Annotated in this window: 23 protein-coding genes; 15 read left to right on the top strand and 8 right to left on the bottom strand. The window is 73.0% G+C overall.

The genetic code is table 11. The annotated features are described in order from the left end of the window. Window positions 1-202 precede the first annotated feature (202 nt). The 3 genes from FHX39_RS14095 to FHX39_RS14085 all read left to right on the top strand — a co-directional run bounded on the left by FHX39_RS14095 (window position 203) and on the right by FHX39_RS14085 (window position 3366). Window positions 203-1522, top strand: a complete 1320-nt coding sequence (locus tag FHX39_RS14095; protein ID WP_332836837.1) for an ABC transporter substrate-binding protein — start codon at window positions 203-205, stop codon at window positions 1520-1522. Between the two features lie 90 nt (window positions 1523-1612). After that, the gene (locus FHX39_RS14090) at window positions 1613-2539 is read left to right on the top strand and encodes a carbohydrate ABC transporter permease (protein WP_183339404.1); all 927 of its coding nucleotides are present in this window, start codon (window positions 1613-1615) and stop codon (window positions 2537-2539) included. Then, entirely contained in the window at window positions 2539-3366 is an 828-nt protein-coding gene (locus FHX39_RS14085; RefSeq protein WP_183339402.1) for a carbohydrate ABC transporter permease, read from the top strand. The genes FHX39_RS14090 and FHX39_RS14085 overlap by 1 nt, the downstream gene beginning before the upstream one ends. 256 nt (window positions 3367-3622) lie before the next feature. Here FHX39_RS14085 and FHX39_RS14080 read toward each other — a convergent pair whose 3' ends face one another. Then, a complete protein-coding gene (locus tag FHX39_RS14080) occupies window positions 3623-4654 on the bottom strand; it encodes a LacI family DNA-binding transcriptional regulator (protein WP_332836836.1) in 1032 nt (343 codons plus the stop codon). Window positions 4655-4842: 188 nt separating this feature from the next. Here FHX39_RS14080 and rhaI point away from each other — a divergent pair, with 188 nt between their 5' ends. Genes rhaI through FHX39_RS14050 form a run of 6 tightly spaced genes read left to right on the top strand, consistent with a single transcriptional unit; the run spans window position 4843 to window position 12507 of the window. Further along, on the top strand, window positions 4843-6009 hold the full coding sequence (gene rhaI / locus FHX39_RS14075; protein ID WP_183339400.1) for an L-rhamnose isomerase: 1167 nt from the start codon (window positions 4843-4845) through the stop codon (window positions 6007-6009). A gap of 1 nt (window position 6010) precedes the next feature. Then, window positions 6011-8062, top strand: coding sequence for a bifunctional aldolase/short-chain dehydrogenase (locus FHX39_RS14070; protein WP_183339398.1), 2052 nt, complete (start codon window positions 6011-6013; stop codon window positions 8060-8062). 11 nt (window positions 8063-8073) lie between these two features. Continuing rightward, window positions 8074-9546: a rhamnulokinase gene (locus FHX39_RS14065; protein ID WP_332836835.1), complete on the top strand. Its 1473-nt coding sequence runs from the start codon at window positions 8074-8076 to the stop codon at window positions 9544-9546. Then, window positions 9543-10325, top strand: coding sequence for a (Fe-S)-binding protein (locus FHX39_RS14060; RefSeq protein WP_183339394.1), 783 nt, complete (start codon window positions 9543-9545; stop codon window positions 10323-10325). The genes FHX39_RS14065 and FHX39_RS14060 overlap by 4 nt, the downstream gene beginning before the upstream one ends. A 23-nt stretch (window positions 10326-10348) precedes the next feature. Continuing rightward, window positions 10349-11830, top strand: a complete 1482-nt coding sequence (locus FHX39_RS14055) for a LutB/LldF family L-lactate oxidation iron-sulfur protein (RefSeq protein WP_232531269.1) — start codon at window positions 10349-10351, stop codon at window positions 11828-11830. Further along, window positions 11827-12507: a LutC/YkgG family protein gene (locus FHX39_RS14050; protein WP_183339392.1), complete on the top strand. Its 681-nt coding sequence runs from the start codon at window positions 11827-11829 to the stop codon at window positions 12505-12507. The genes FHX39_RS14055 and FHX39_RS14050 overlap by 4 nt, the downstream gene beginning before the upstream one ends. A 175-nt stretch (window positions 12508-12682) precedes the next feature. Here the strand turns inward: FHX39_RS14050 and FHX39_RS21820 are convergent, their stop codons facing one another. From FHX39_RS21820 to FHX39_RS14015, 7 genes are all read right to left on the bottom strand, one after another. Next, window positions 12683-13681, bottom strand: a complete 999-nt coding sequence (locus tag FHX39_RS21820; RefSeq protein WP_183339390.1) for a glycosyltransferase — start codon at window positions 13679-13681, stop codon at window positions 12683-12685. Between the two features lie 10 nt (window positions 13682-13691). Next, entirely contained in the window at window positions 13692-14567 is an 876-nt protein-coding gene (locus FHX39_RS14040) for a TolB family protein (protein ID WP_183339388.1), read from the bottom strand. Between the two features lie 42 nt (window positions 14568-14609). Continuing rightward, window positions 14610-15554 (bottom strand): carbohydrate kinase family protein, encoded by a 945-nt coding sequence (locus FHX39_RS14035; protein ID WP_183339386.1) that lies wholly within the window; start codon window positions 15552-15554, stop codon window positions 14610-14612. Beyond that, entirely contained in the window at window positions 15551-16204 is a 654-nt protein-coding gene (locus FHX39_RS14030; protein WP_183339384.1) for a transaldolase family protein, read from the bottom strand. The genes FHX39_RS14035 and FHX39_RS14030 overlap by 4 nt, the downstream gene beginning before the upstream one ends. A 31-nt stretch (window positions 16205-16235) precedes the next feature. Next, window positions 16236-17009 carry an SDR family oxidoreductase gene (locus FHX39_RS14025; RefSeq protein WP_183339382.1) on the bottom strand — a complete coding sequence of 258 codons (774 nt, stop codon included), beginning with the start codon at window positions 17007-17009 and terminating at the stop codon, window positions 16236-16238. Next, on the bottom strand, window positions 17006-18040 hold the full coding sequence (locus FHX39_RS14020) for a zinc-dependent alcohol dehydrogenase family protein (protein ID WP_183339380.1): 1035 nt from the start codon (window positions 18038-18040) through the stop codon (window positions 17006-17008). Before FHX39_RS14020 ends, FHX39_RS14025 begins: the two co-directional genes overlap by 4 nt. 91 nt (window positions 18041-18131) lie before the next feature. After that, window positions 18132-18494, bottom strand: a complete 363-nt coding sequence (locus FHX39_RS14015; RefSeq protein ID WP_183339378.1) for a VOC family protein — start codon at window positions 18492-18494, stop codon at window positions 18132-18134. A 61-nt stretch (window positions 18495-18555) separates the two neighbouring features. On the opposite strand from FHX39_RS14015, the gene FHX39_RS14010 reads away from it, so the two are divergent. The 6 genes from FHX39_RS14010 (at window position 18556) to FHX39_RS13985 (ending at window position 23661) form a co-directional block, all read left to right on the top strand. Beyond that, entirely contained in the window at window positions 18556-19002 is a 447-nt protein-coding gene (locus tag FHX39_RS14010; RefSeq protein WP_183339376.1) for a MarR family winged helix-turn-helix transcriptional regulator, read from the top strand. 77 nt (window positions 19003-19079) lie between these two features. Beyond that, on the top strand, window positions 19080-20039 hold the full coding sequence (locus tag FHX39_RS14005) for a LysR substrate-binding domain-containing protein (protein WP_183339374.1): 960 nt from the start codon (window positions 19080-19082) through the stop codon (window positions 20037-20039). Beyond that, entirely contained in the window at window positions 20036-20869 is an 834-nt protein-coding gene (locus FHX39_RS14000; protein ID WP_183339372.1) for a sulfurtransferase, read from the top strand. Before FHX39_RS14005 ends, FHX39_RS14000 begins: the two co-directional genes overlap by 4 nt. A 57-nt stretch (window positions 20870-20926) precedes the next feature. Then, window positions 20927-21712 carry an alpha/beta hydrolase gene (locus FHX39_RS13995; RefSeq protein WP_198423404.1) on the top strand — a complete coding sequence of 262 codons (786 nt, stop codon included), beginning with the start codon at window positions 20927-20929 and terminating at the stop codon, window positions 21710-21712. Then, complete coding sequence (locus tag FHX39_RS13990; protein ID WP_183339370.1) at window positions 21709-23091, top strand: FAD-binding oxidoreductase; 1383 nt, start codon at window positions 21709-21711, stop codon at window positions 23089-23091. Before FHX39_RS13995 ends, FHX39_RS13990 begins: the two co-directional genes overlap by 4 nt. 27 nt (window positions 23092-23118) lie before the next feature. Further along, a complete protein-coding gene (locus FHX39_RS13985) occupies window positions 23119-23661 on the top strand; it encodes a flavin reductase family protein (protein WP_183339368.1) in 543 nt (180 codons plus the stop codon). The last annotated feature ends 350 nt before the right edge of the window (window positions 23662-24011 follow it).

Genomic DNA, 24011 nt, shown 5'->3' with positions numbered 1-24011 from the left:
GGGCGTGGCTGAACCGTTATGCCGCGCCCGAGGGGCCGCCGCCCGGATGTGTTGACGGGCGGCGGCACCTAGGTTAACGTTCGGGCATTGAAACGATCCAGGCACTGCGGCCCGGATGGCTCTTCAGGCCTCTGCGCAGCTGCCTCGAACACCCGGAGGCACCATGAGGTTCAGCAGAACGGCCCGGCGAGGACTCGCCACGGTGGCCGTCACGTCGTCGATCGCCCTGGTGGCGGCCGGCTGCAGCGCCGGCAGTCTCGGCAGCAGCAGCGACGCGGGCAGCGCCGGGGGAAGCGCGGCCGCGGTGACGATCACCTACCTGATCCCCAACGACGACGCCACGGCGGCGCAGACGAAGGCGGTCATCGCCGCCTTCCAGGCCGCCAACCCGGGCATCACCATCAACACCGACACCCGCCCGGGCGGCACAGACGGCGACAACATCATCAAGACGCGGCTGGCGACCGGGGACATGGCCGAGGTCTTCCAGTACAACAACGGGTCGCTGCTGCAGGCGATCAAGCCGGAGCAGAACCTGACGGCGCTCGACGACCAGCCGTGGGCCGGGCAGCTCGACGACAACTTCGCGGCCTCGTCGAAGGGCACGGACGGCAAGCTCTACGGCGGTCCGATCGGCACGGCGTTCGGCGGCGGGGTGCTCTACAACATCCCCGTGTACAAGAAGCTCGGGCTCGAGATCCCCAAGACGTGGGACGAGTTCATGGCCAACAGCAAGAAGATCAAGGACGCTGGCGGGGTCGACCCGGTCGAGCAGACGTACGGCGAGTCCTGGACCTCGCAGCTCTTCGTGCTCGGCGACTACGCGAACGTCGAGGCGGCCGTCCCCGACTTCGCCACGAAGTACACCGCCAACCAGGCCGGCTACGCCAACACCCCGGCCGCCCTGGCCGGCTTCGAGCACATCCAGGCGGTCAAGGACGCGGGCTACCTCAACAAGGACTTCGCCTCGGCCACGCTGAACGACGGCATGAAGGCGGTCGCCACCGGCGAGGCGGCCCAGTACCCGCAGCTCGGCGGCTCCGCGGCCAACATCGAGAACCTGGCTCCCGGGAAGACGAACGACGTCGGCATGTTCGCCCTGCCCGGGAACGACCCGGCCTCGAACAACCTGACCGTGTGGCCCGGCACGTCGGCCCTCTACATCCCGAAGTCGGCCGAGGGCGACAAGCTCGACGCCGCCAAGAAGTTCCTGACCTTCGTGACGACCCAGCAGGGCTGCGACGCCGCCATCCAGGGCTCGCCCCCGCAGGGCCCGTTCCTGTCCAAGGCCTGCACCCTGCCGAGCACCGTCTCCCAGGTGGCCAAGGACACCCAGGCCTACTTCGACGCCGGTCACGCGACCCCCGCGCTGGAGTTCAAGTCGCCGGTCAAGGGCCCGAACCTCGAGCAGATCTGCATCCAGGTCGGCACCGGCCAGGAGAGCGCGGCCCAGGCCGCGGCCCTGTACGACAAGGACGTCAAGAAGCAGGCGCAGCAGCTCAACCTCCCCGGCTGGGACTGATCCCCACCGCCCGCCGACGGGCTCGGGAGCCGTCCTCCTGAGCCCGACGGTGGGCTCCGTCCACCCAGCACACCCACCGAAGGAGACGGGATGGCGAGCACGACGAGCACCCCGGAGGCGACGCGGGCCGCTCCGGCCGAGCCGGCGCCGAAGAGCAGGGGGTCCCGACGCCGGGGGCCGTACCCGTACTGGTTCCTGATCATTCCCGGCGTCATCTACGTCGTGTTCTTCGTCGTCCCGACGCTGACGTCGTTCTACTTCTCGTTCACCCGGTGGGACCTCTTCACCTCGCGCTGGATCGGGCTGGACAACTACCGGACGTTCTTCCAGGAGCAGGCGCTGGTCATCGGCCTGCGGAACACGCTGATCTACGCGGTGCTGACGTCCGGGCTCAAGGTCGTCCTCGGCATGGCCCTGGCCATCGCGCTGACGTCGCGGATCATCGCCCGCGGCTACCTCCGCTCGGTGATCTTCTTCCCGGTGCTGGTCAGCGCCATCGGCGTCGGCCTCACCTTCACCGTCCTGATGAACCCCGAGAAGGGGCTGATCAACAACGCCCTCGGCCACGTCGGGGTCGACGGCCCGGGCTGGCTGACCAACCCGAGCCTGGCGCTGATCTCGGTGGCGCTGGTCGACGTCTGGAAGGGTGTCGGGCTGGCCACGGTGATCTACATCGCCGGGCTGGTGTCCATCGCCGGCGAGTACAACGAGGCGGCCCAGGTCGACGGCGCGAGCCGCTGGCAGCTGTTCCGCACGATCACGCTGCCGCTCGTCCGGCCGGCCACCGCGTCGGTGATCACGCTCTCCCTGATCGGTGGGCTGCGGTCCTTCGACCTCATCTACGCGATGACCAAGGGCGGGCCCGGGTTCGCCTCCGACGTGATCGCCTCGGTGATCTACAAGCAGTACCAGGCCGGCTTCTACGGCCTCTCCACCGCGGGCTCGGTCGTGCTGTTCCTGCTCGTGACCCTCATCGTCGTGCCGCTGACGCGCTGGCTCAACCGGGCGGAGGACTGATGAGGAACACGCGGGGCGTCGTCATCGGCGGCGTCGGCATCGTCTTCACCGGGATCTTTTTCGTGGTCCCTTTCCTCTTCATCCTGCTGCTCGCCTCGCAGGACCGGGTCCAGTCGAACGAGCTGCGTTTCGCCTGGCCACGGAACTTCCAGCTGCTGCAGAACATCGCCCAGGCGTTCTCGTCGCGGGACTACCTGATGGTCATCGCGTTCATCAACAGCGTCATCCTGACCGTCGTCAGCGTGGCGGCGATGGTCTTCCTCGGGGCGATGGTCGCGTACGTCTGGCAGCGCCGCCCGGGCCGGACCACCGGGGCGGTCGGGCTTCTCGTCCTTGCCGGCCTGATCGTGCCGCCGGCCATCGTGCCGACGATCTGGGTGCTGCAGAAGGTCGGGCTGTTCAAGACGATGCCCGGCCTGATCCTGATCGAGATCGCGTACGGGCTGCCCTTCTGCATCCTGCTCTTCCGCGCCTTCATCGCCAGCGTCCCGCGCGAGCTCGACGAGGCCGCGACCGTGGACGGGGCGAACCCGCTGCAGGTCTTCTTCCGGGTGATCTTCCCGGTCCTGCGGTCGGTGATGATCACGGTGATCATCCTGCAGTCGGTGTTCGTCTACAACGACTTCCAGAACCCGCTCTACTTCCTGCCGGGCACGCAGAACGCGACGATCCAGGTCACGCTGCTCAACTTCCAGAGCCAGTTCACGACGCAGTACAACCTGCTGTTCGCCACGATCCTGCTCGTGATGATCCCGCCGTTCGTCATGTTCATCTTCTTCAACCGCAAGATCGTCGCCGGCATGGCCGCCGGCTCGGTGAAGGGGTAGACGCGCTCAGCGCGGCCAGGAAGCGGAAGCACGCGACTCCTGGCGCCAGAGGGCACACCCAGGGGCCCCTGGCGCGACTTGTGGCGCCACCGGTCACAGATCCCCTCGAGCGGTACGCCTTCCCGGTGGTCATCTCACTCGGAGCGGGAAGGTGTACCGCTCGCGGGCGAAAGGCGGGCTCGAGGATCGCCCGCTGCCTCGTTGGTGCGTCTGTGCCCGTCGAGCTGCCGTTTGTCGAACTGCCGTGCGCAGAGGCTCAGCGCGGGGACGTGCTGCGCCGGACGACCAGCTCGGGGGTGAAGCGCACGCCCTGGTGCTCGTGGGGGAGGTCGTGGTCGGCGGCCTCCATCTCCTCGAACAGCAGCTCGGCGCCCCGGCGGCCCAGGGCCTCGCGCGGCTGCCGGACCGAGGACAGCGGCACGGCGGCGGACGCGGCGAAGGAGATGTCGTCGTAGCCGATGAGCGCGACGTCCTCCGGCACCCGCAGGCCGTGCGTGACGAAGCCCTGCAGCAGCCCGATCGCGAGCAGGTCGTTCATGGCGAAGACCGCCGTCGGGCGCTCGGCGTCGGGCAGCCCGACGAGCTGGTCGGCGGCGGCGACCCCGGCGGCGGCCTCCTGCGAGTCCGTCGACACGACGAGCAGGGAGGCCGAGCTGCCGTGCTGGCCGCGGGCGATCTCCGCGCCGAGCCGGCGGTCGCGGACCTGGTGCAGGGTGCCCGGGCCACCGACCAGGGCGATCGAGGTGTGGCCGAGGTCGAGCAGGTGCGAGGTGGCGAGCCGACCGCCCTCGACGTCGTCGACCGACACCGAGCAGTAGCCGGTCCCGTCGCCCGCACGGTCGACGATCACGACCGGGATGCCCCGTCGGCGCAGGGTCTCCGCGCGGTCGCTCGGACCGCTGACCGGCGCCCAGAGGATGCCGCCCACGCGCTGCTGCTCCAGCACCCGCAGCTGCTCGCTCTCGCGCTCGGGACGGGCCGCGCTGTTGCTCGCCTGCACGTGGTAGCCGCGGCCCTGGACCCAGTCCTCGACCCCGCGCAGGACGTCGGTGAAGAACGGGTTGCCGATGTCCATCACGACCATGCTGATCACCCGGCTGCGGCCGGCGCGCAGCTGGCGGGCCGACTCGTTCGGCACCCAGCCCAGCTTGGCGATCGCGGTCTCCACCCGGTCCCGGGTGGCCGGGCTCACGAGGTCGGGCGAGTTCACGACGTTCGACACGGTGCCCAGCGAGACCCCGGCCAGCGTGGCGACGTCCTTCATGCTCGTCGACGACTTGCGGGGCACACGGGCTCCTCTCCGGCCTGCGTCGCCCACGACGACCGGCCGGCGCGTTGAAGGTTTCAGGAGGATATCGGACGGCCGCCGCGCCGCGGTCGGGACGCGGCGCGGGTTCCTTGACACGTGTAACGCCGAGTCGTAGGGTCGGGCTCTCGATGGAACGTTTCAAGACAGCGTGAGAAGTGGAGTCCCCCATGGCGTCGTTCGCCGATATCACCGACCAGCTCGCCGGCCAGGCCATCGAGCTCCCGTCGTGGGCCTTCGGCAACTCCGGCACCCGCTTCAAGGTCTTCTCCACCCCGGGCACGCCCCGCAGCGTCGAGGAGAAGATCGCCGACGCGGCGCAGGTGCACGCGGCCACCGGACTGGCGCCCAAGGTCGCCCTGCACATCCCGTGGGACCAGGTCGACGACTTCGCCGCCCTGGGCCGGTACGCCGAGGACCACGGCGTCACCCTGGGCACGATCAACTCGAACACGTTCCAGGACGACGCCTACAAGTTCGGCAGCCTGACCCACGTCGACGAGACGATCCGCCGCAAGGCCATCGAGCACCACTTCACGTGCGTCGACGTGATGGACGCGACCGGTTCCCGGGACCTGAAGATCTGGCTCGCCGACGGCACGAACTACGCCGGCCAGGGCGACATCCGCGGCCGTCAGGACCGCCTCGCCGACAGCCTCCGCCAGATCTACGACCGGCTCGGGCCGGAGCAGCGGATGGTGCTGGAGTACAAGTTCTTCGAGCCGGCGTTCTACCACACCGACGTCCCCGACTGGGGCACCTCGTACGCCCACGTGAGCGCGCTGGGCGACAAGGCGATGGTCTGCCTCGACACCGGCCACCACGCGCCGGGCACCAACATCGAGTTCATCGTCGCCCAGCTCCTGCGGCTCGGAAAGCTCGGCTCGTTCGACTTCAACTCGCGCTACTACGCCGACGACGACCTGATCGTCGGGTCAGCCGATCCCTTCCAGCTGTTCCGGATCCTCTACGAGGTCATCCGCGGCGGCGGCTTCGGACCGGGCTCCGACGTCGCCTTCATGCTCGACCAGTGCCACAACGTCGAGGACAAGATCCCCGGCCAGATCCGGTCGGTGCTCAACGTGCAGGAGATGACGGCGCGCGCCCTGCTCGTCGACCACGACGCGCTGGCCAAGGCGCAGGCCGACGGCGACGTGCTCGGCGCCAACGGGCTGATCATGGACGCCTTCTACACCGACGTCCGCCCCGACCTCGCCGCCTGGCGCGAGTCGCGCGGTCTGCCCGGGGACCCGATGCACGCGTACGCGGTGTCCGGCTACCAGCGCACGATCGAGACCGACCGCGTCGGTGGTCGCCAGGCCGGCTGGGGCGCCTGACGTGACCGGTGCTGACGACACGAACCCCGCCGTCGCTGAGCTGATCAAGCGATCGAACCGGCTCGGCTCCGACCCGAAGAACACGAACTACGCCGGCGGCAACACCTCGGCGAAAGGCCGCGACGTCGACCCCGTCACCGGCGAGGACGTCGAGCTCCTCTGGGTCAAGGGTTCCGGGGGTGACCTCGGGACGCTGACCGAGAGCGGGCTGGCCGTGCTCCGGCTGGACCGCGTCCGCGCCCTCGTCGGGACCTACCCCGGCGTCGAGCGCGAGGACGAGATGGTCGCGGCGTTCGACTACTGCCTGCACGGCCGGGGCGGCGCGGCCCCGTCGATCGACACCGCGATGCACGGCCTGGTGGACGCGGCTCACGTCGACCACCTGCACCCCGACTCCGGGATCGCCATCGCCACCGCGGCGGACGGCGAGGAGCTGACGACGAAGATCTTCGGCGACCAGGTCGTCTGGGTGCCGTGGCGCCGTCCCGGCTTCCAGCTCGGGCTCGACATCGCGGCGCTCAAGGAGGCCCACCCCGAAGCGGTCGGCTGCATCCTGGGCGGCCACGGGATCACCGCCTGGGGCAACACCTCCGAGCAGGCCGAGGCCGCCTCGCTGTGGATCATCGACACCGCGGCCCGCTTCATCGCCGACCACGCGAAGCCGGAGCCGTTCGGGCCGGCACTGCCTGGGTACGGCGCGCTGCCCGAGGCGGAGCGGCGCGCGCGGGCAGTCGCCCTGGCCCCTGTCGTCCGCGGTCTCGCCTCCCACGACCGGCCGATGGTCGGCCACTTCACCGACGACGCGGTGGTGCTCGACTTCCTCGCCGCCGCGGAGCACCCGAGGCTCGCCGCGCTGGGTACGAGCTGCCCGGACCACTTCCTGCGGACCAAGGTCAAGCCCCTCGTGCTCGACCTGCCGGCCGACGCCCCGCTCGAGGACGCGAAGGCGCGTCTGGCCGAGCTGCACGAGGCCTACCGGGCGGACTACCAGGCGTACTACGACCGCTACGCCGGCCCCGACTCCCCGCCGATCCGCGGTGCCGACCCGCTGGTCGTCCTGGTGCCGGGCGTCGGGATGTTCTCGTACGGGGCGAACAAGCAGACCGCCCGCGTGGCGGGGGAGTTCTACGTCAACGCCATCAACGTCATGCGCGGGGCCGAGGGGATCAGCACGTACGCCCCGATCGACGAGCGCGAGAAGTTCCGGATCGAGTACTGGGCGCTGGAGGAGGCCAAGCTCGCACGGCTGCCGAAGCCCAAGCCGCTCGCGACCCGGATCGCCCTTGTCACCGGCGCAGCCTCCGGGATCGGCAAGGCCATCGCCACCCGCCTCGCCGCGGAGGGCGCGTGCGTCGTGATCGCCGACCTCGACGTGGAGAAGGCAGCCGCCGCCGCCGCGGAGATCGGGGGGCCGGACGTGGCGATCGGGGTCGCAGCCGACGTCACCGACGAGGCCGCGGTGCAGGCGGCGGTCGACGCGACCGTGCTCGCCTTCGGTGGGCTCGACCTGGTCGTCAACAACGCTGGGCTGTCGCTGTCGAAGTCGTTGCTCGACACCACGGTCACCGACTGGGACCTCCAGCACGCGGTGATGGCCAAGGGCTCGTTCCTGGTGTCGCGGGCCGCGGCCCGGGTGCTGATCGACCAGGGGCTGGGCGGCGACATCGTCTACATCTCCAGCAAGAACTCCGTCTTCGCCGGGCCCAACAACATCGCCTACTCCGCGACGAAGGCCGACCAGGCCCACCAGGTGCGGCTGCTGGCCGCCGAGCTCGGCGAGCACGGCGTCAAGGTCAACGGCATCAACCCCGACGGCGTCGTCCGCGGCTCCGGGATCTTCGCCGGCGGCTGGGGGGCCAAGCGGGCCGCCGTGTACGGGGTGCCCGAGTCCGAGCTCGGCGCCTACTACGCGCAGCGGACGCTGCTCAAGCGCGAGGTGCTGCCCGAGAACGTGGCCAACGCCGTCTTCGTGCTCTGCTCGGCCGACCTGAGCCACACCACCGGCCTGCACGTGCCCGTCGACGCCGGGGTGGCGGCTGCTTTTCTCCGATGAGCGTTCCTCCGGTGAGCACCCGGGCTCGTACGGTCCACGCCGCGATCGACATCGGGGCGTCGAGCGGGCGGGTCGTCGCCGGCGTGGTCGACGACGGGCGGGTCGAGCTGCACACGGTGCACCGCTTCGCCAACGGCGCCGTCCGGGACGGGGACCGCCTGCGCTGGGACCTGAGCGGGCTGTTCGCCGAGGTCCTGGTCGGTCTGACCCGGCTGGGGGAGGCCTTCGCCGATGTGACGAGCATCGGCGTCGACACCTGGGCCGTCGACTACGGCCTGCTCGACACGGACGGCCGGCTGCTGGCCGAGCCCACCGCGTACCGCGACGACCGGACCACGCCCGCGGTCCTCGCCGCCGTGCACGAGCGCGTGAGCGCGGCGGACCTGTACGTGGTGAACGGGCTGCAGTCCCTGCCCTTCACCACCGTCTACCAGCTCGCCGCCGAGCAGCGGGGCCCGCTCTGGCCGCGGGTGCGGCACGCCGTGCTGCTGCCCGACCTGATCGGCTACTGGCTGACCGGGGAGCTGCGGACGGAGGTCACGAACGCCTCGACGACGGGCCTGCTCGACGCCCGGACGCGGACGTTCCCGGCCGACCTGGCTGCGCGCCTCGACCTGCCGGTCGACCTCTTCCCGCCGCTGGTCCAGCCGGGGGAGCCTCTCGGCGCGTTGCTGCCCGCGGTGGCGGCGGAGACCGGGCTGCCCCCGGGGGTCACGGTGGTCGCGGTCGGCTCCCACGACACCGCCTCCGCCGTCGTCGGCGTCCCGGCCACCGAGCCGGCCTGGGCCTACGTCTCCTCGGGGACCTGGTCGCTCGTCGGCCTCGAGCTCGACGCGCCGGTGCTGACGCCGGAGAGCCGGACGGCGAACTTCACCAACGAGGGCGGCGTGGACGGGCGCACCCGGTTCCTGCGCAACGTCGGCGGGCTGTGGCTGCTGTCGGAGTCGCTGCGGGACTGGGCCGAGCGCGGCGAGCCGGCCGAGCTGGAGGCGCTCCTCGACCAGGCCGCCGCGCTGCCCGCGGGCGGTCCGACGATCGACGTCGACGACGACACGTTCATCGCGCCCGGGGACATGCCCGCCCGGATCCGGGAGGCCTGCCGTGCCGCCGGGCAGGAGGTCCCCGCGTCGTCGGCGGCGGTGGTGCGCTGCGTGCTGGAGTCGCTCGCGGCCGCGTACGCGCGCACGCTCGACCAGGCCGAGCGGCTGACCGGGCGCACGGTCGAGGTCGTGCACGTGGTCGGCGGAGGGTCCCAGAACGCCCTGCTCTGCCAGCTGGCGGCCGACGCCACGGGCCGTCCGGTGCTCGCCGGTCCGGTGGAGGCCACGGCGCTGGGTAACGTCATGGTCCAGGCGCGCACCGCCGGCTCCCTCACGGGCACGCTGGAGGAGATGCGGGCCCGGACGGCCGAGCAGCTCGACCTGCGACGCTACGACCCCGTGACCGACGCAGCGCCGAGCACCACGAAGGAGGCCGGGTCGTGAAGATCGGGTTGCTGATCACCTGCCTGGCCGACGCGATGTTCCCCGACGTCGGACGGGCCACCGTGGCCGTGCTCGAGCGTCTCGGCCACACCGTCGCCTTCCCCGCCGAGCAGTCCTGCTGCGGGCAGATGCACGTCAACACCGGCTACCAGAAGGCCGCGCTGCCGCTGGTCGAGCGCTACGCCGACGTGTTCGCCCCGTACGACGCCGTCGTCGCCCCGTCCGGGTCCTGCGTCGGGTCGGTGCGCCACCAGCACGGCCTCGTCGCGCGCCGCTTCGGCAGCACCGGGCTCCAGGACGCGGTCACCGACGTCGCGGGCAAGACGTACGAGCTGTCCGAGCTGCTCGTCGACGTCCTCGGCGTCACCGACGTCGGCGCCTACTTCCCGCACCGCGTCACCTACCACCCCACCTGCCACTCGCTGCGGATGCTGCGGGTCGGCGACAAGCCGCTGAGCCTGCTGCGGGCCGTCGACGGGATCCGGCTGGTCGACCTGCCCGACGCGGACCAGTGCTGCGGCTTCGGCGGCACCTTCGCGGTCAAGAACGCCGACACCTCGACCGCGATGATGACGGACAAGATGCGCCACGTGCTCGACACCGGGGCCCAGTTCTGCAGCGCCGGCGACAGCTCCTGCCTGATGCACATCGGCGGCGGTCTGTCCCGGATCCGGTCGGGGGTCGGCACCGTCCACCTCGCGCAGATCCTCGCGGCGACGCGGGACCGGCCGTACGCGGTGGACCAGGCGCACGCGACGACGCTGGAGGGACGGGCGTGAGCACAGCGACGTCGAACACCGTCATGCTGGGGATGCCCACCCTGCCGCCCCCCGCCCCGCGCGGCGTCGGGCACCTGCGGGGGGACGAGAGCTTCCCCGCCGCGGCCCGGCACGCGCTCGCCGACACCCAGCTGCGGGCCAACCTCGGCCACGCGACCCGCACGATCCGGGCCAAGCGCGCCTCCGTGGTCGCCGAGCTGCCCGACTGGGAGGAGCTGCGCGAGGCCGGCCGACAGCTCAAGGTCCACACGATGGCCCACCTGCCCGACTACCTCGAGCAGCTCGAGGCGGCGGTCACGGCCCGCGGCGGGGTCGTGCACTGGGCCCGCGACGCCGACGAGGCCAACCGGATCGTCGTCGACCTGGTCAAGGCCAAGGGCGTCGACGAGGTCGTCAAGGTCAAGTCGATGGCGACGCAGGAGATCGCGCTGAACGAGGCCCTCGAGGCCGCCGGGGTCTCGGCGTGGGAGACCGACCTGGCCGAGCTCATCGTGCAGCTCGGGCACGACCGGCCCAGCCACATCCTCGTGCCCGCGATCCACCGGAACCGTTCCGAGATCCGGCGGATCTTCCTCGACGAGATGGGCGACGTCGACCCCGACCTCACCGACGAGCCCGCCGTCCTCGCCGGAGCGGCACGCCTGCACCTGCGGCGCAAGTTCCTGTCCGCGGAGGTGGCGATCAGCGGCGCGAACTACGCCATCGCCGAGACCGGCACGATCGGCGTCGTCGAGTCGGAGGGGAACGGGCGCATGTGCCTCACCCTGCCGAAGACGCTGATCACCGTGATGGGCATCGAGAAGCTCGTCCCCCGCTACACCGACCTCGAGGTGTTCCTCCAGCTGCTGCCCCGCTCGAGCACGGGGGAGCGGATGAACCCGTACACCTCGATGTGGACCGGGCTGACCCCCGACGACGGGCCGCAGGAGTTCCACCTCGTGCTGCTCGACAACGGGCGGACGCAGGTCCTCGCCGACGCCGAGGGGCGCGACGCGCTCAACTGCATCCGGTGCAGCGCCTGCCTCAACGTCTGCCCCGTCTACGAGCGGGCCGGCGGGCACGCGTACGGGTCGGTCTACCCCGGGCCGATCGGCGCGATCCTGTCGCCGCTGCTGACCGGGGTGGAGGACAACGCGTCGCTGCCCTTCGCGTCGTCGCTCTGCGGCGCCTGCTACGACGCCTGCCCGGTCAAGATCAACATCCCGGAGATCCTCGTCCACCTGCGCGCCCGGCACACGGAGACGTACGCCGAGGAGCACCGCGCGCCGAGCGCCGAGGCGGTCGCCATGCGGACCCTGTCGTACGTCATGCGCAGCCCGCTCCGGTGGACGCTCGCGCTGCGGAGCGGCCGGTTCGGCCGGCTGCTCGGGCGCCGGCGCGGGACGATCGGCGAGGTCCCGCTGCCGGTGGTCAAGCAGTGGACCGAGACGCGCGACCTCGCGCGACCGCCGCAGCAGACGTTCCGGGACTGGTGGGCCGACACGCACTCCGGGGACCCCTCGTGAGCGACGCACCCGCCTCCGCCCGCGACGTCGTCCTGGGCCGAATCCGTGACGCGCACCGGCTGGCCCCGCCGCCCGACCTCCCGTACGAGGCCATCGCGCGCGACTACCGCCGTACGCGGTCGGCGTCGACCGACGAGCTCGTCGAGCTGCTGGTCGACCGCCTGGTCGACTACAAGGCCCGGGTCCGGCGCACCACGCCGGACGAGCTGGTCGCGACGCTGGCGGCCGCCCTGCGCGACCAGGGCGTCCAGTCGGTGGCGGTGCCCGCGGGGCTCGACGCCGGCTGGCTGGACGGCAGCGGCGTCGCGGTGCGGCGCGACCGGCCCGCCGACGGCGCGGGCCTGACGGTCGCCGAGCTCGACCACCTCGACGGCGTCGTCACCGCCTGCGCGGTCGCGGTCGCGGAGACCGGCACGATCGTCCTCGACGCGTCGCCCGACCAGGGCCGCCGCCTGTTGACGCTCGTCCCCGACTACCACCTCTGCGTCGTCCGGGCCGACCAGATCGTGCCCGACGTCCCGCAGGCGCTCGCGCTGCTCGACCCGGTGCGCCCGACGACCATGATCAGCGGGCCCAGCGCCACCAGCGACATCGAGCTCAACCGCGTCGAGGGCGTCCACGGCCCCCGCACCCTCGAGGTCGTCGTCGTGACCAGCTCGTCCGACTCCGGAATGTAGCACCCGAGCGATCCGCCCCTGGGGTCGTTCGCCCAGGTCGGTTCGTCCCACAGGCCTCAGGTCTTTCACGTTCACGTGAAAAACTCGCGCTGACCGCACCAGATCTGCCGTGGTCGGTGCCAGTTTTTCACGTGAACGTGAAAAACCTGAGGCTGCCGTGACTGCATAGCCAGCCTCAGCCCGTCTTGGTGAAGCCGTCCGGCATCCGGTCGAGCCAGGCGGCCGGGTGGGTCGCCACGGAACGTCCCCCCGGCCGCTCACGCGCCTCGGCGACGGCGGCCAGCAGGGCCGCGGCGACGGCGTCGGGTCCGTTGCGCTCGAGGATCCAGGTCCGGTTCGCCGCGCCGAGCGGGGCCAGCTCCTCGTGGCGGACGAGCAGGTCGGCGAGGCGGTCGGCCAGCAGCAGCGGCCGCTGCTCGGGCACGCGCCACGCGCCCGGGGCGTCGAAGAGCGCGACCCCGCCGCCGCCGTCGTAGCCGGCGACCAGGCAGCCCGACATCATCGCCTCGGCGACGGGAAGCCCGAAGCTGTCGGTGTGCGACAGGGCGACGAACACCGCGGAGCGCGCGAGCACCCGGGCAACCTCCGACCGCGGGACGTCCGCGAGCACGTGCACCGAGCCGGCCGGCACCCGCGGGTCCTGCTCGAGCAGCCGTCCCAGCAGCCGCGCCTCGTGCGGCCGCTTCTTGGGCAGCAGGGCGATCCCCGACTTCTCGGCCGCGGGGGAGAACACGTCCGGGTCGACCGGCGGCGGCACGACCGAGACCGGGAGCGACGGGTTCAGCGCACGGAGGACCTGCGCCTGCTCCTCCGACACCGCCCAGACGGCCGGCGCCGGTGACCAGCCCGGGTAGGCGTCGAGCGGCCCGTCCCAGGTGGCGTACGTGTAGAAGTGGTTCTGGTTGAAGATGATCTTGCGGGCGCCGGGGGCCGGATCGACGCCGGGCACGACCGGGGCCTCCGGGAACAGGACCACGTCGTCCGCGCCGACCTCGAGGGTGCCGCCCGCGACGACGGGGACGTCGCCCATCCAGGCGGGCGTGCCCGACTGGGGCAGCCAGAGCACCGCCTCGATCCCGGCGGCCCGCAGCAGGGCGATGTGGTGCAGGTGGACGTCGACGCCGCCGCTGAGGTTCTTGGTGGCGAAGCTGGCGTAGACGACTCGACCGGGCACGTCCTCCACGCTAACGACCGTCCGGGTAGGCGACGAAGGCGAACCGGGTGGAGTCGGGCGACCAGCTGTTGACGTTGATCGTGCCCTGACCGCCGCGGACGGGGTAGCGCTGCAGCGGGCTCGACCAGTCCTGCGTCGACACGACCCGCACCTCGACGTCGAGGTCGGCCGGATGGCCGAGCGTTCCCGCCGGGAAGGCGATGTACGTGCCGTACGCGCTGTCCGGCGAGAGGTGCGGGAACCAGTCGACGGTGCCGCTCGTGACCAGGCGCTCGACGGTCCCGCCGCCGGCCGGCAGCCGGGCGAGCTGGGCGTGGCCCGGGGCCGAGGTGAAGCCCTCGGTGTTGACGTAGATCCAGGCGCCGTCCGGCGACCACTCGGGTCCGTCCAGGTGCCCGGGCCCGGTCTCCAGGTGCGCCGTCGTCCCGGCCCGGTCGAGGACGACCAGCCGTCCCACCGGGTGCTCGAGGTCGCGGAGCTCGACGTACGCGAGCCGGGTCCCGTCGGGGGAGACGCCGTGCAGGAAGTGCCAGGCCCCGTCGTCGCGCGTGACGCGCTCGACCGGTCCGCCGCTCAGCGACCCGCGGTAGACGTGTCTGTCCATCGCCGAGGCGTAGACGTGCTCGCCGTCCGGGTCGAGGACGTGGTCGTTGTTCACCTCCGGCAGGTCCGGCAGGTCGATCCGGCGCAGCCCGCTGGACGGGTCGGCGGGGTCGAGCGTCCACAGGACACCGTCACCGTTGAGGACGAGGCGGCCGTCGCGCGTCCAGTTCGGCGCCTCCAGCAGCAGGTCGGCGGTCTCGAGGACCAGCTCGGGGGTCTCGAGCCCAGGACCGCCCAGCCAGACCTGGCTGCGCTGGCCGGCGGCGAGCACGCGGGGTGCCATCTCGGTGTCCTTCCGTAGGGGTGGGTCCGGGGACCCGGTGGTTCAGCCGAGGGGACGCGCGGCCCAGCGGGGCGGTTCGGCGCCCGAGCGGGTGCAGGTGTCCGCCGCGACCTCGACGGCGAAGGCGAGCAGCGTCTGCAGGTCCGCCGGCTCCAGCGACGCGACGCCCGCGCGGGTGAGGCGTCCGGTCTGCCACAGGGACGCGAGCGTCGCCGCCATGAACGCGTCGCCCGCGCCCACCGTGTCGACGACCTCGACCGTCGGGGTCGCGACCCTGGCCTCGTACGCCCCCGTCGTGGCCCATGCGCCGTCGGCGCCCGACGTGACCAGCACCAGCGCGGCGCCGGCGTCGAGCCAGCGTCGCGCGACCGCCTCGACGGGCTCGCCCGGGTGCAGCCAGGCGACGTCCTCGTCGCTGACCTTGACCACGTCGCTCAGCGCGACCCAGCCGGCCAGCTGCTCGAGGTAGTGGTCGCGGTCGGCGATGACCGAGGGGCGGACGTTCGGGTCGAGCGTGACCAGCCGACGGCCCGACTCGGCGCGGACGAGGCCGGTCAGCGTGCCGGCCTGAGGCTCGTACGCGAGGGCGACGGACCCGACGTGCAGCGCGGCGCCGGGCGGCAGCGCGAGGCCGTCGAGGTGCTCGGGGCGCAGGCCGCGGTCGGCGGTCCCGGCGTTGTAGAAGCGGTAGCCGGCCACGCCGCCGAGGATGTCGGCGACCCCGAGGCCGGTCTGGTCGGTGCTCGGCACCAGGAACGTGTCCAGCACGTCCGAGCCGGCCAGGTGCCGGCGCAGCAGCTCGCCGAACCCGTCGTCCGACACCCGCGCCAGCAGCGCGGTCGGCACCCCGAGGCGGCCGAGCCCGACGGCGACGTTGAGGCACGAGCCGCCCGGGTGGGGCGCGTACGCGGGACCGCCGTCCACTGCGACCGTCGAGGTGAGGTCGACGAACGCGTCGCCCGCGACGACGATGTCGGGCGCGCTCATCGCGTCGTCGCCACGACCGCCTCCTCGAAGGCGGTCGAGGCCGCGATGGTCAGCTCCTCGGAGAAGAACGCCTCCGCGACCACCGGGGAGAAGGTGAAGTGCTGCACCCCGGCGCGGGCGAGCGTGACCATCGAGCCGACGTCGCGGATGCTCGCGAGCAGGACCTTGGTGCTGCTCCCGGTCGCGGCCAGGAGCTCGTGCATGGCCAGCACGTCCCCCATGGCGTCGCGGCCGGCGTCGGCGAGCCGACCGAGGTAGGGCGCGATGTACGTGGCCCCGGCCGCCGCCGCGATCATGGCCTGGCCCGGGTGGTAGACGGCGGTCAGCAGCGTCGGGATGCCACGACCGGCCAGCTCGGCGCACGCCGCGGCGCCGGCCTTCGACACGACGAGCTTGACCACCACGTCGTCCCCGAGCTCGCGCAGCCGCAGCCCGCGGTCGACCAGGGTGCGCGTGTCCTCGCCCCAGGCCTGGAAGAAGATCTCCTGCGCCCCGGCCGCGCGGGCCCAGGCGTGGATGTCCTCGATGTCGGCGACCCCGCGCTCGGCGCGCTGGAGGATCGTCGGGTTCGTCGTCAGGCCGGCGAAGAGTCCCGTCGCGAGCAGCGGCTCGGCGGCGGCCCGGTCGGCGGTGTCGAGGTACAGGTGCATGCCGCCCACTCTCCCAGAGGTCGGAGGGTCGTCAGGAGAACCACATGCCGCCGTCGACCACGATCGACTGACCGGTGACGTACGCGGCGTCGGGCGAGGCCAGGAACGAGACCACGCCGGCCACGTCGGTGGGGACCTCGAGGCGGCCGAGCGGGATGCCGGCGACCATCGCCTCCAGCTCCGAGCCGACGGCGGTGCCGTTCCGGTCGGCCATCGCGGCGTCGATCGAGTCCCACATCGGCGTCCGGACGACGCCGGGGCTGTAGACGTTGACGGTGATCCCGTGCTCGGCCAGCTCCTGCGCGAGCGACTGGCTCATCCCGCGCACCGCGAACTTGGTGGCCGAGTAGGCCGACTGCCACTTGCCGCCCCGGTGGGCCGCGACCGAGCCGGCCCCGATGATCCGGCCGCCCCGACCCTGCGCGACGAGCTGGCGCGCAGCTGCGGCGTAGCAGTGGAAGACGCCGGTGAGGTTGACGTCGAGCGTCGTGCGCCACTGCTCGGGGGTGGTGTCGACCAGGGGAGCGGTGATCGCGATCCCGGCGTTGGCCACCATCACGTCCAGCCCGCCGAAGCGCGCCACGTGGGCCGCGACCGCCGCGTCGACCGAGGCCGCGTCGGTGACGTCGCCCTCGAGCGCCTGTCCCGGGGTCGCGAGGTCGGCGACCAGCGCGTCCAGCCCCGCCCGCGCGCCCGGCAGGTCGAGCGCGGAGACCGCCAGGCCGTCCGCGGCCAGCCGCAGGGCGATCGCGTGACCGATGCCGCCGGCCGCCCCGGTGACGATCGCGGAGCGGGCGGGGCTCACGGCACGATGACGATCTTGTGCGCCGAGGCGTCGTGCTGCGCCGCCTCGATCGCCTGCGCGTAGTCGGCGAGGGCGAAGCGGTGCGTGATGAGGCCGTCCGTGCGCACCCGGCCGCTGCGCAACGCGTTGATCGCGGCGGCGAACGACGTCATCTCCGCGAACGACCCGAGCACGGTCAGCTCGCGGCGGAAGATCTCGTACGGCGCCAGCGCGAGCCGGGCCTCCTCGCGGGCGACCCCGTACACGAGCAGGGTGCCGCCGTTGCGCAGCAGCGGGAGCCCGAGGTCGCCGACGACCGAGGAGCCGGTGGCCTCGACGACGATGTCGTAGCCATCCCCCGTGGGGGAGGCCGCTCGCAGCTGGTCGGTGACCTGCTGGGCGCTGTCCTCGGTGACCCGGCCGATGGCGATGGTCTGGTCGATGCCGAGCGCCCGGACGGTGTCGAGCTTGGCCTGCGCGGGGTCGGCGACCGTCACGTGGGCCACCCCGCCGGAGGCCATCAGCTGGGCCAGGAGCGTGCCGGTCGGGCCGGCGCCGAAGACGAGCGCGCTCGTGCCCGGGCGGGGACGGAGCCGTTCGAGGCCGTGCATCGCGCAGGAGGCCGGCTCGGTCAGCACGGCGGTGTCAGGCTCGAGCCCGTCCGCGACGAACACCTGCCCGGCAGGGACCGAGACGTACTCGGCGAACATCCCGTCACGGTTGACCCCCACGGCGAGGAGGTTCTCGCAGCGGACGAGGTCGCCGGCGCGGCAGTACGCGCAGAGCCCGCAGTACGCGTTCGGGTTCACCACGACCTGCTGGCCGACCTCGAAGCCGGTCACCCCGTCACCCAGCGCGGTGACGACGCCGACGCCCTCGTGGCCCGGGATCAGCGGGAACCTCGCGCCGAACCCGCCGTGGTGCAGGTGCAGGTCGGTGCCGCAGAAGCCCGCCTGGGTCACCTTGATCTTGACCTCGCCGGGCCCGGCCTCGGGCTCGGGGACCTCGCGCACCTCGGGCTCCAGCGCCCGGTCGTAGACGACCGCCTGCATTCCCCGCACCTCTTCTTCTGCTCGTCCGACATCCCGGGTGGATGGACCGTCAGGCTCTCATCCCCCCGGCGGCGTCACGGCGCCGCCGGGGTCAGGCGCGGTCGTGGAGGGTGATGAGGTAGCCGTCCGGGTCCACGAAGGTGAAGGTCCGCCCGAACGGGCCGTCGAACGGCTCCACGGCGATCTCCACCCCGTCCGCGACCAGTGCGTCGTGGACGGCCTGGGCCTCGGCGGCGTGCAGCCACAGCCCGACACCGCGACCGAGCGGGGCCGCGTCGAGGTCGACGCCCGGCAGGGCGTCGCGCACGGCGAACGCGGCCGGCTTCGTGGCGAACACCACCGCGTGAGGCGGACCGGCCTGGCGGGTGAGGCCGAGGTGGTGCTCGTAGAACTCCGCGGAGCGGGACACGTCGCGCACCTGGAGCGAGACGAAACCGGGACCGTCGACCGTCATGCTGTTCTCCTTCGTCGTTGTCAGTTGTCTGACATAAGCGACCGTATGTCAGAATACTGACATGAGTCAACCCGGAGCCCAGGTCGAGCTGTCCGCCTCGCCGGGCTATCTCCTGAAGGTCGCCGCCAGCGCGCTGCGGTCGGCGATGGAGGACGTGCTGCGCCCGCTGGGGATGACGGTCACGCACTACTCCTGCCTCGAGCTCCTCGCGCAACGGCCCGGCCTGTCGAGCTCCGAGCTCGCGCGCGGGGCCTTCGTCACCCGGCAGTCGATGAACGTCCTGCTCCAGGCGCTGCAGCGCGACGGCCTCGTCATCCGGCCGGAGCAGCCGGTGGCGGGCCGCACGCTCCCCACGGAGCTCACCGCCGCCGGCCGGCGCCAGGTCGCCGTCGCCAGCGCCGCGGTGCGGGCCGTGGAGGACCGGATGGTCGGCGACCTCGGACCCCCCGACCGCGAGCGGCTCGTCGCGCTGCTCCGTGGCTGCGTCGACGCGCTCCACCAGGCCTGACGCAGGTCGTCCACGCGCACGGGCGTCCACGCCTCGGAAGATCCCGACCATCCCGCTAGGGAACATAGGATCAGCGCATGGCGGCCCACCTCGACCTGACCCAGCTGCGGACGTTCGTGGCCGTCACCGAGTGCGGTGGCCAGGAGCGCGCGGCCGCGGCGCTGCACCTCAGTCAGCCCACGGTGAGCCAGCACGTCAAGCTGCTCGAACGACGCCTGCGCCAGACGCTGACGCGACGTAACGGGCGGCGTACGGAGCTCACGACCGACGGCGAACGGCTGCTCGTCGAGGCCCGCCGTATCCTCGCGGTGCACGACGAGGCCGTCGAACGCCTCTCGGCGGCCGGCCCACCCGCCGTGGTGATCGGCTCGACCGAGACCGCGGCCGAGCAGGTCCTGCCCGGGCTGCTCGCCGTGCTGCGCGACGCGTACCCGACGACGTCGGTCACGTTCCGGATCGACCGCTCGACCCAGCTGGCCGAGGCGGTCGGGCGGGGTGCGATCGACCTGGCCGTGCTCCTCGGGCTGGGCGCCGAGGTGCCGGGCCGTCAGGTGGGCGCGCTGCCGCTGGCCTGGTTCGCCGCGCCGGGCTGGCGCGAACCCGCTCCGGGCGTGCCCGTCCCACTGGTCGCGTACGTCGAGCCGTGCGGCATGCGCCAGCTCGCGGTCGCCGAGCTCGCCGCGACCGGCCGGTCGATCGAGGTGGCGGCGGAGTCCACCAGCCTCGAGGGCGTCCTCGCCGCGGCCCGGGCCGGCCTCGGCGTCGCGGTGCTGCCGAGCGGGGGCGCGGTACCGGCGGGGCTGGTGCCGGTGACCCACCTGCCCGACCTCGGCGCCATCGGGGTGTTCCTGGCCGCGCGCCGCGGGCTCGACGTCGACGTGGAGGCGGCCGGTCTGTCGGCGCTCGAGGTGTTCTTCGGCGGGCTGCGTCAGTCATCGGGGTCTCCGATGGTTCCGGTTCACGCTTCGTCGTTGGAGCTGCGGACGTCGGGTTCCTACGCTTCAGAGGTGATCACGGACGCGAGGGACGGGCGATGACGGCCAGCACGGTGCTGATCGGGGTGGACGACCTCGTCCGCGACCGGGCCGACGGCCGACCCGTACGCGTCCTCGACGTGCGCTGGTCCCTGGCCGAGCCGGACGGGCGCCCCGCCTACCGCGCCGGGCACATCCCGGGAGCCGTGTTCGTGGACCTCGGGTCCGAGCTGTCCCGGCACCCGGCGCCCGGCGAGGGACGCCACCCGCTGCCGGACGTGGCCGACCTGCAGGCGGCCGCCCGGTCGTGGGGGATCGACGACGGCGACGCGGTCGTCGTCTACGACGACTCGGGCAACCTCGCCGCGTCCCGCGCCTGGTGGCTGCTGAGCCACGCCGGGCTGGACGTCTCCCTGCTCGACGGGGCCCTCGGGGCCTGGCGGGCGGCCGGGCACGAGCTCGCCACCGGCGACGAGACGGTCGAGCCCGGGTCCGTCACGCTCGCGTACGGGACGTTCGACGTGCTCGGGCTGGACGACGTCGAGGCCTGGGTGGCGGAGCAGCCGCTGCTCGACGCCCGGGCCGGCGAGCGCTACCGCGGCGAGCAGGAGCCGATCGACCCCCGGGCCGGGCACATCCCGGGCGCGCTGAGCGCACCGACGGCGGAGAACCTGGACGCGAACGGGCGCTTCCTTGGCGCGGCCGCGCTGCGGGAACGCTTCGCCGGGCTCGGCCTCGACCCGGACCGCCCGGTCGGCGTCTACTGCGGCTCCGGCGTCACCGCCGCGCACGAGGCGGTCGCGCTGACCGTCGCCGGCTACCGCCCGGTGCTCTACCCGGGGTCCTGGTCGGAGTGGTCGTCGCACCCCGAGCTCCCCGTCGCGACCGGCTGAGCTCCCGACCTGCCCGCCCTGCCTGTCCTCCCTCTGCCGCACCACCCAGGAGCTCCCGTGAGCACGACCACCCTCGCCGACGTCCGGCCCGACGCCGTCACCGAGCTCGACACGGTCGAGTGGCGCGAGCCCGCCGGCCTCAACCCGCGGGGGACGCTCGTCGTGCTCGGCGGCCGGGGCGAGCCGCCGGAGGTCTACGCCCGCTTCGCCGCCCGGCTGTCGGCCGACGCGTACCGGGTGGTCGTGGTCAGCACCGCCGACCCCGCCGGGCCCGCCGCCCGCACCGAGATCACCGCCCTGCTCGCCGACCCGGCGCTCGTCGCCCCGGTCGTGCTCGTCGGCTCCGACACCGGCGCCCGGCTCGCCCTCGACCTGGTCGGTACCGCCGACGCCCGACCCGCGGCGCTGGTCCTGGCCGGGCTCCCCGTCGGCGGTCCCGCCGCAGGCGCCTCCTGGCCGACGGACGAGATCGGCGCGCGGACCGCCTGCCCGACCCACCAGGGCGTGATGCGGCAGTCGTCGCGCGGCAGCCTGGCCGACCGCCCGGTGCTGCCCCGGCTCGCGCGGAGCCTGGACCTGCGGGGCGTGCCCGTCCTCGCCGTGCACGGCGCCGACGACGCGATCAGCCCGCTGCCCGCGGTGCTCGACGTCTACCGCGGGGCCGGCGTGCCCGAGGTCCACGTCGTGGCCGAGGGACGGCACGACATCCTGAACGACGTGACCCACCGCTCCGTCGCCGCGACCCTGGTCCTGTTCCTCGAGCGCCTGCGGCTCTCCTCCGCGGACGACCGCGGCCTCGCGCCGCTCGTCGTGACCACGTCGACCGCGCGTCCGGGGCGATGACCGCGGGCACGGTCGCTCGGTCGGACTGGTCCGGGCTGGCGGCGGCCCTCTCGCCCTCCGCGGTGGTCGCGGTCGACGAGGCGAGTCGCGCCGCCGCGGCCAACGACCGCTCGGGCTGGGTGACGACGAGCTCGCCGGACGTCGTCGTCCGCGTCGGCACGGTCGCCGACGTGCAGGAGGTGCTGCGCTTCGCCACGGCGACCCGGACGCCCGTGGTCACGCGGGGCGGCGGGACCGGTCTGGCCGGCGGCGCGGTCGCGGCCGAGGGCTCGCTGGTGCTCGACGTCAGCGGCCTGACCCGCATCGTCGACGTCCGTCCCGACGACGCGGTGGCCGTGGTCGAGCCCGGCGTCCTGACCGCCGACCTCGACCGCGTCGTCCGCGCGCACGGGCTCCGCTACGCGCCGGACCCGGCCAGCGCGGCCATCTCGACCATCGGCGGCAACATCGCCACCAACGCCGGCGGGCTGCGCTGCGTGAAGTACGGCGTCACGCGCGACGCCGTGCTCGCGCTGGACGTCGTGCTCGCCGACGGCACCCTGCTGCAGACCGGGCAAGCGACGGTGAAGGGCGTGGCCGGCTACGACCTGACGAGCCTGCTCGTGGGCTCGGAGGGCACGCTCGGCGTGATCGTCGGGGCCACCCTGCGCCTGACCGCGGCCCCCACCCTGGTGGCCACCGCCGCCGCGTTCTTCTACGACCTCGACGCCGCGACGGCCGCGACCCTCGCGGTGACCCGGGCCGGCGTACGGCCGTCCACGCTCGAGCTCGTCGACGGGGCCACGCTGGCCGCGATCGACGCCGCTCAGGGCTCGGACCTCGCGACCCGGGGGCAGGCCTTCGTCCTCGTGCAGACCGACGGCTTCGCGGCCGAGGCCGAGCTGGCCGTCGCCGCCGCGGAGCTCCGTCGTCTCGGCGGCCAGGTCCAGGTGACCACCGACGACGCCGAGGCCGAGCGTCTGATGTCCGCCCGCCGGCTCGCGCTCCCGTCCATCGAACGGCTCGGCCGCGTCCTCATCGAGGACATCGCGGTCCCGCGCTCGCAGCTCGCCGAGGCGGTCCGCGGGGTGGCCGCCATCGCGAAGAGCACCGGCGTACGGATCTTCACCTTCGCCCACGCCGGCGACGGCAACCTCCACCCGATCATCGCCGTCGCCTCGGAGGACGCGGGCCACCTCGCCGCTGTCGACCGGGCCGCCGACGCCGTGTTCGCCCTCGCGCTGCGGCTCGGGGGCACGGTCAGCGGGGAGCATGGCGTGGGCCTGCTCAAGCGCGGCTGGCTCGACGCCGAGCTCGGCCCCCGTTCGCGTGACCTGCAACACGGAATCAAAGCGGTCTTCGACCCGCTGAACCTGCTGAACCCCGGCAAGGCCCTCTGACCCCGTGAACACCCCGAGGAGCTCTCGATGAGCGTCGACGTGAACGACCCGGCCGTCAGCGCCGCCGCCCGGAGCGGGGACGCGCTGGGTGCGGACGCGTTCAAGGGCGTGTTCCGCCGCCACCCGGCCGGCGTCGCCGTGATCACCACCGTCGTCGACGGCAAGCCCGTCGGCTTCACCGCCACCTCGGTCATCTCCGTCTCGGCGGACCCGCCGCTGCTCGCCTTCTCGGTCGACTCGGCCTCGTCCGCATGGCGCGCCCTGGCCTCCGCGGAGACCCTGGTCGTCAACTTCCTGACCGCGGCCCAGGTCGAGCTCTCGGCCCGGTTCGCCACCAGCGGCATCGACCGCTTCGCGACCACGGACTGGTTCGAGCTCCCGACCGGCGAGCCCGTCTTGGTCGGCAGCGCCGCCTGGGTGCGGGGCGAGGTCCTGCAGCGGACGCCCGTCGGACGCAGCTTCCTGGTCTCGGTCCTGGCCCTGGAGTCCGACGTCGCGACGGACGACGCCAGCCCGCTCGTCTACCACGACCGCAGCTACCACGGCATCGGCGACCACTCGGTCCTCTGAGGCCCGCCCCGTACGGGTCCGCCCGCGCCCCGACCGCGCTCCTGATGGGGCGCTCCCCGACCCGAGCGGTACGAAACACTGACTCCCGACCGCCGATCCTCACGGATCGTCGTCGGGAGTCAGCGTTTCTTGCGCTACGGGAGGAGGGGAGGGGGTAGCTGAGCACGCCCCCTCCGACCGGCTCAAGAGCGGGTGTCGGGCCCACCGCGGCCCCGTCCACGAGGAACCGCTGACTCCCGCCACCCGCTCCGTGCGGAGCTGTGGACGGAGTCAGCGGTTCCTCGTGAGCGAGCTCTGGTGAGTCCTCTCGCCCGGCCGCCAGGGGGCAGCTGAGCGCCGACGCTGACCAC

The sequence above is a fragment of the Microlunatus antarcticus genome, from assembly GCF_014193425.1.
Taxonomy (GTDB): Bacteria; Actinomycetota; Actinomycetes; order Propionibacteriales; family Propionibacteriaceae; genus Microlunatus; species Microlunatus antarcticus.
The sequence above is the reverse complement of the archived record's forward strand: the minus strand, read 5'-3'. Positions and strand labels throughout refer to the sequence as shown.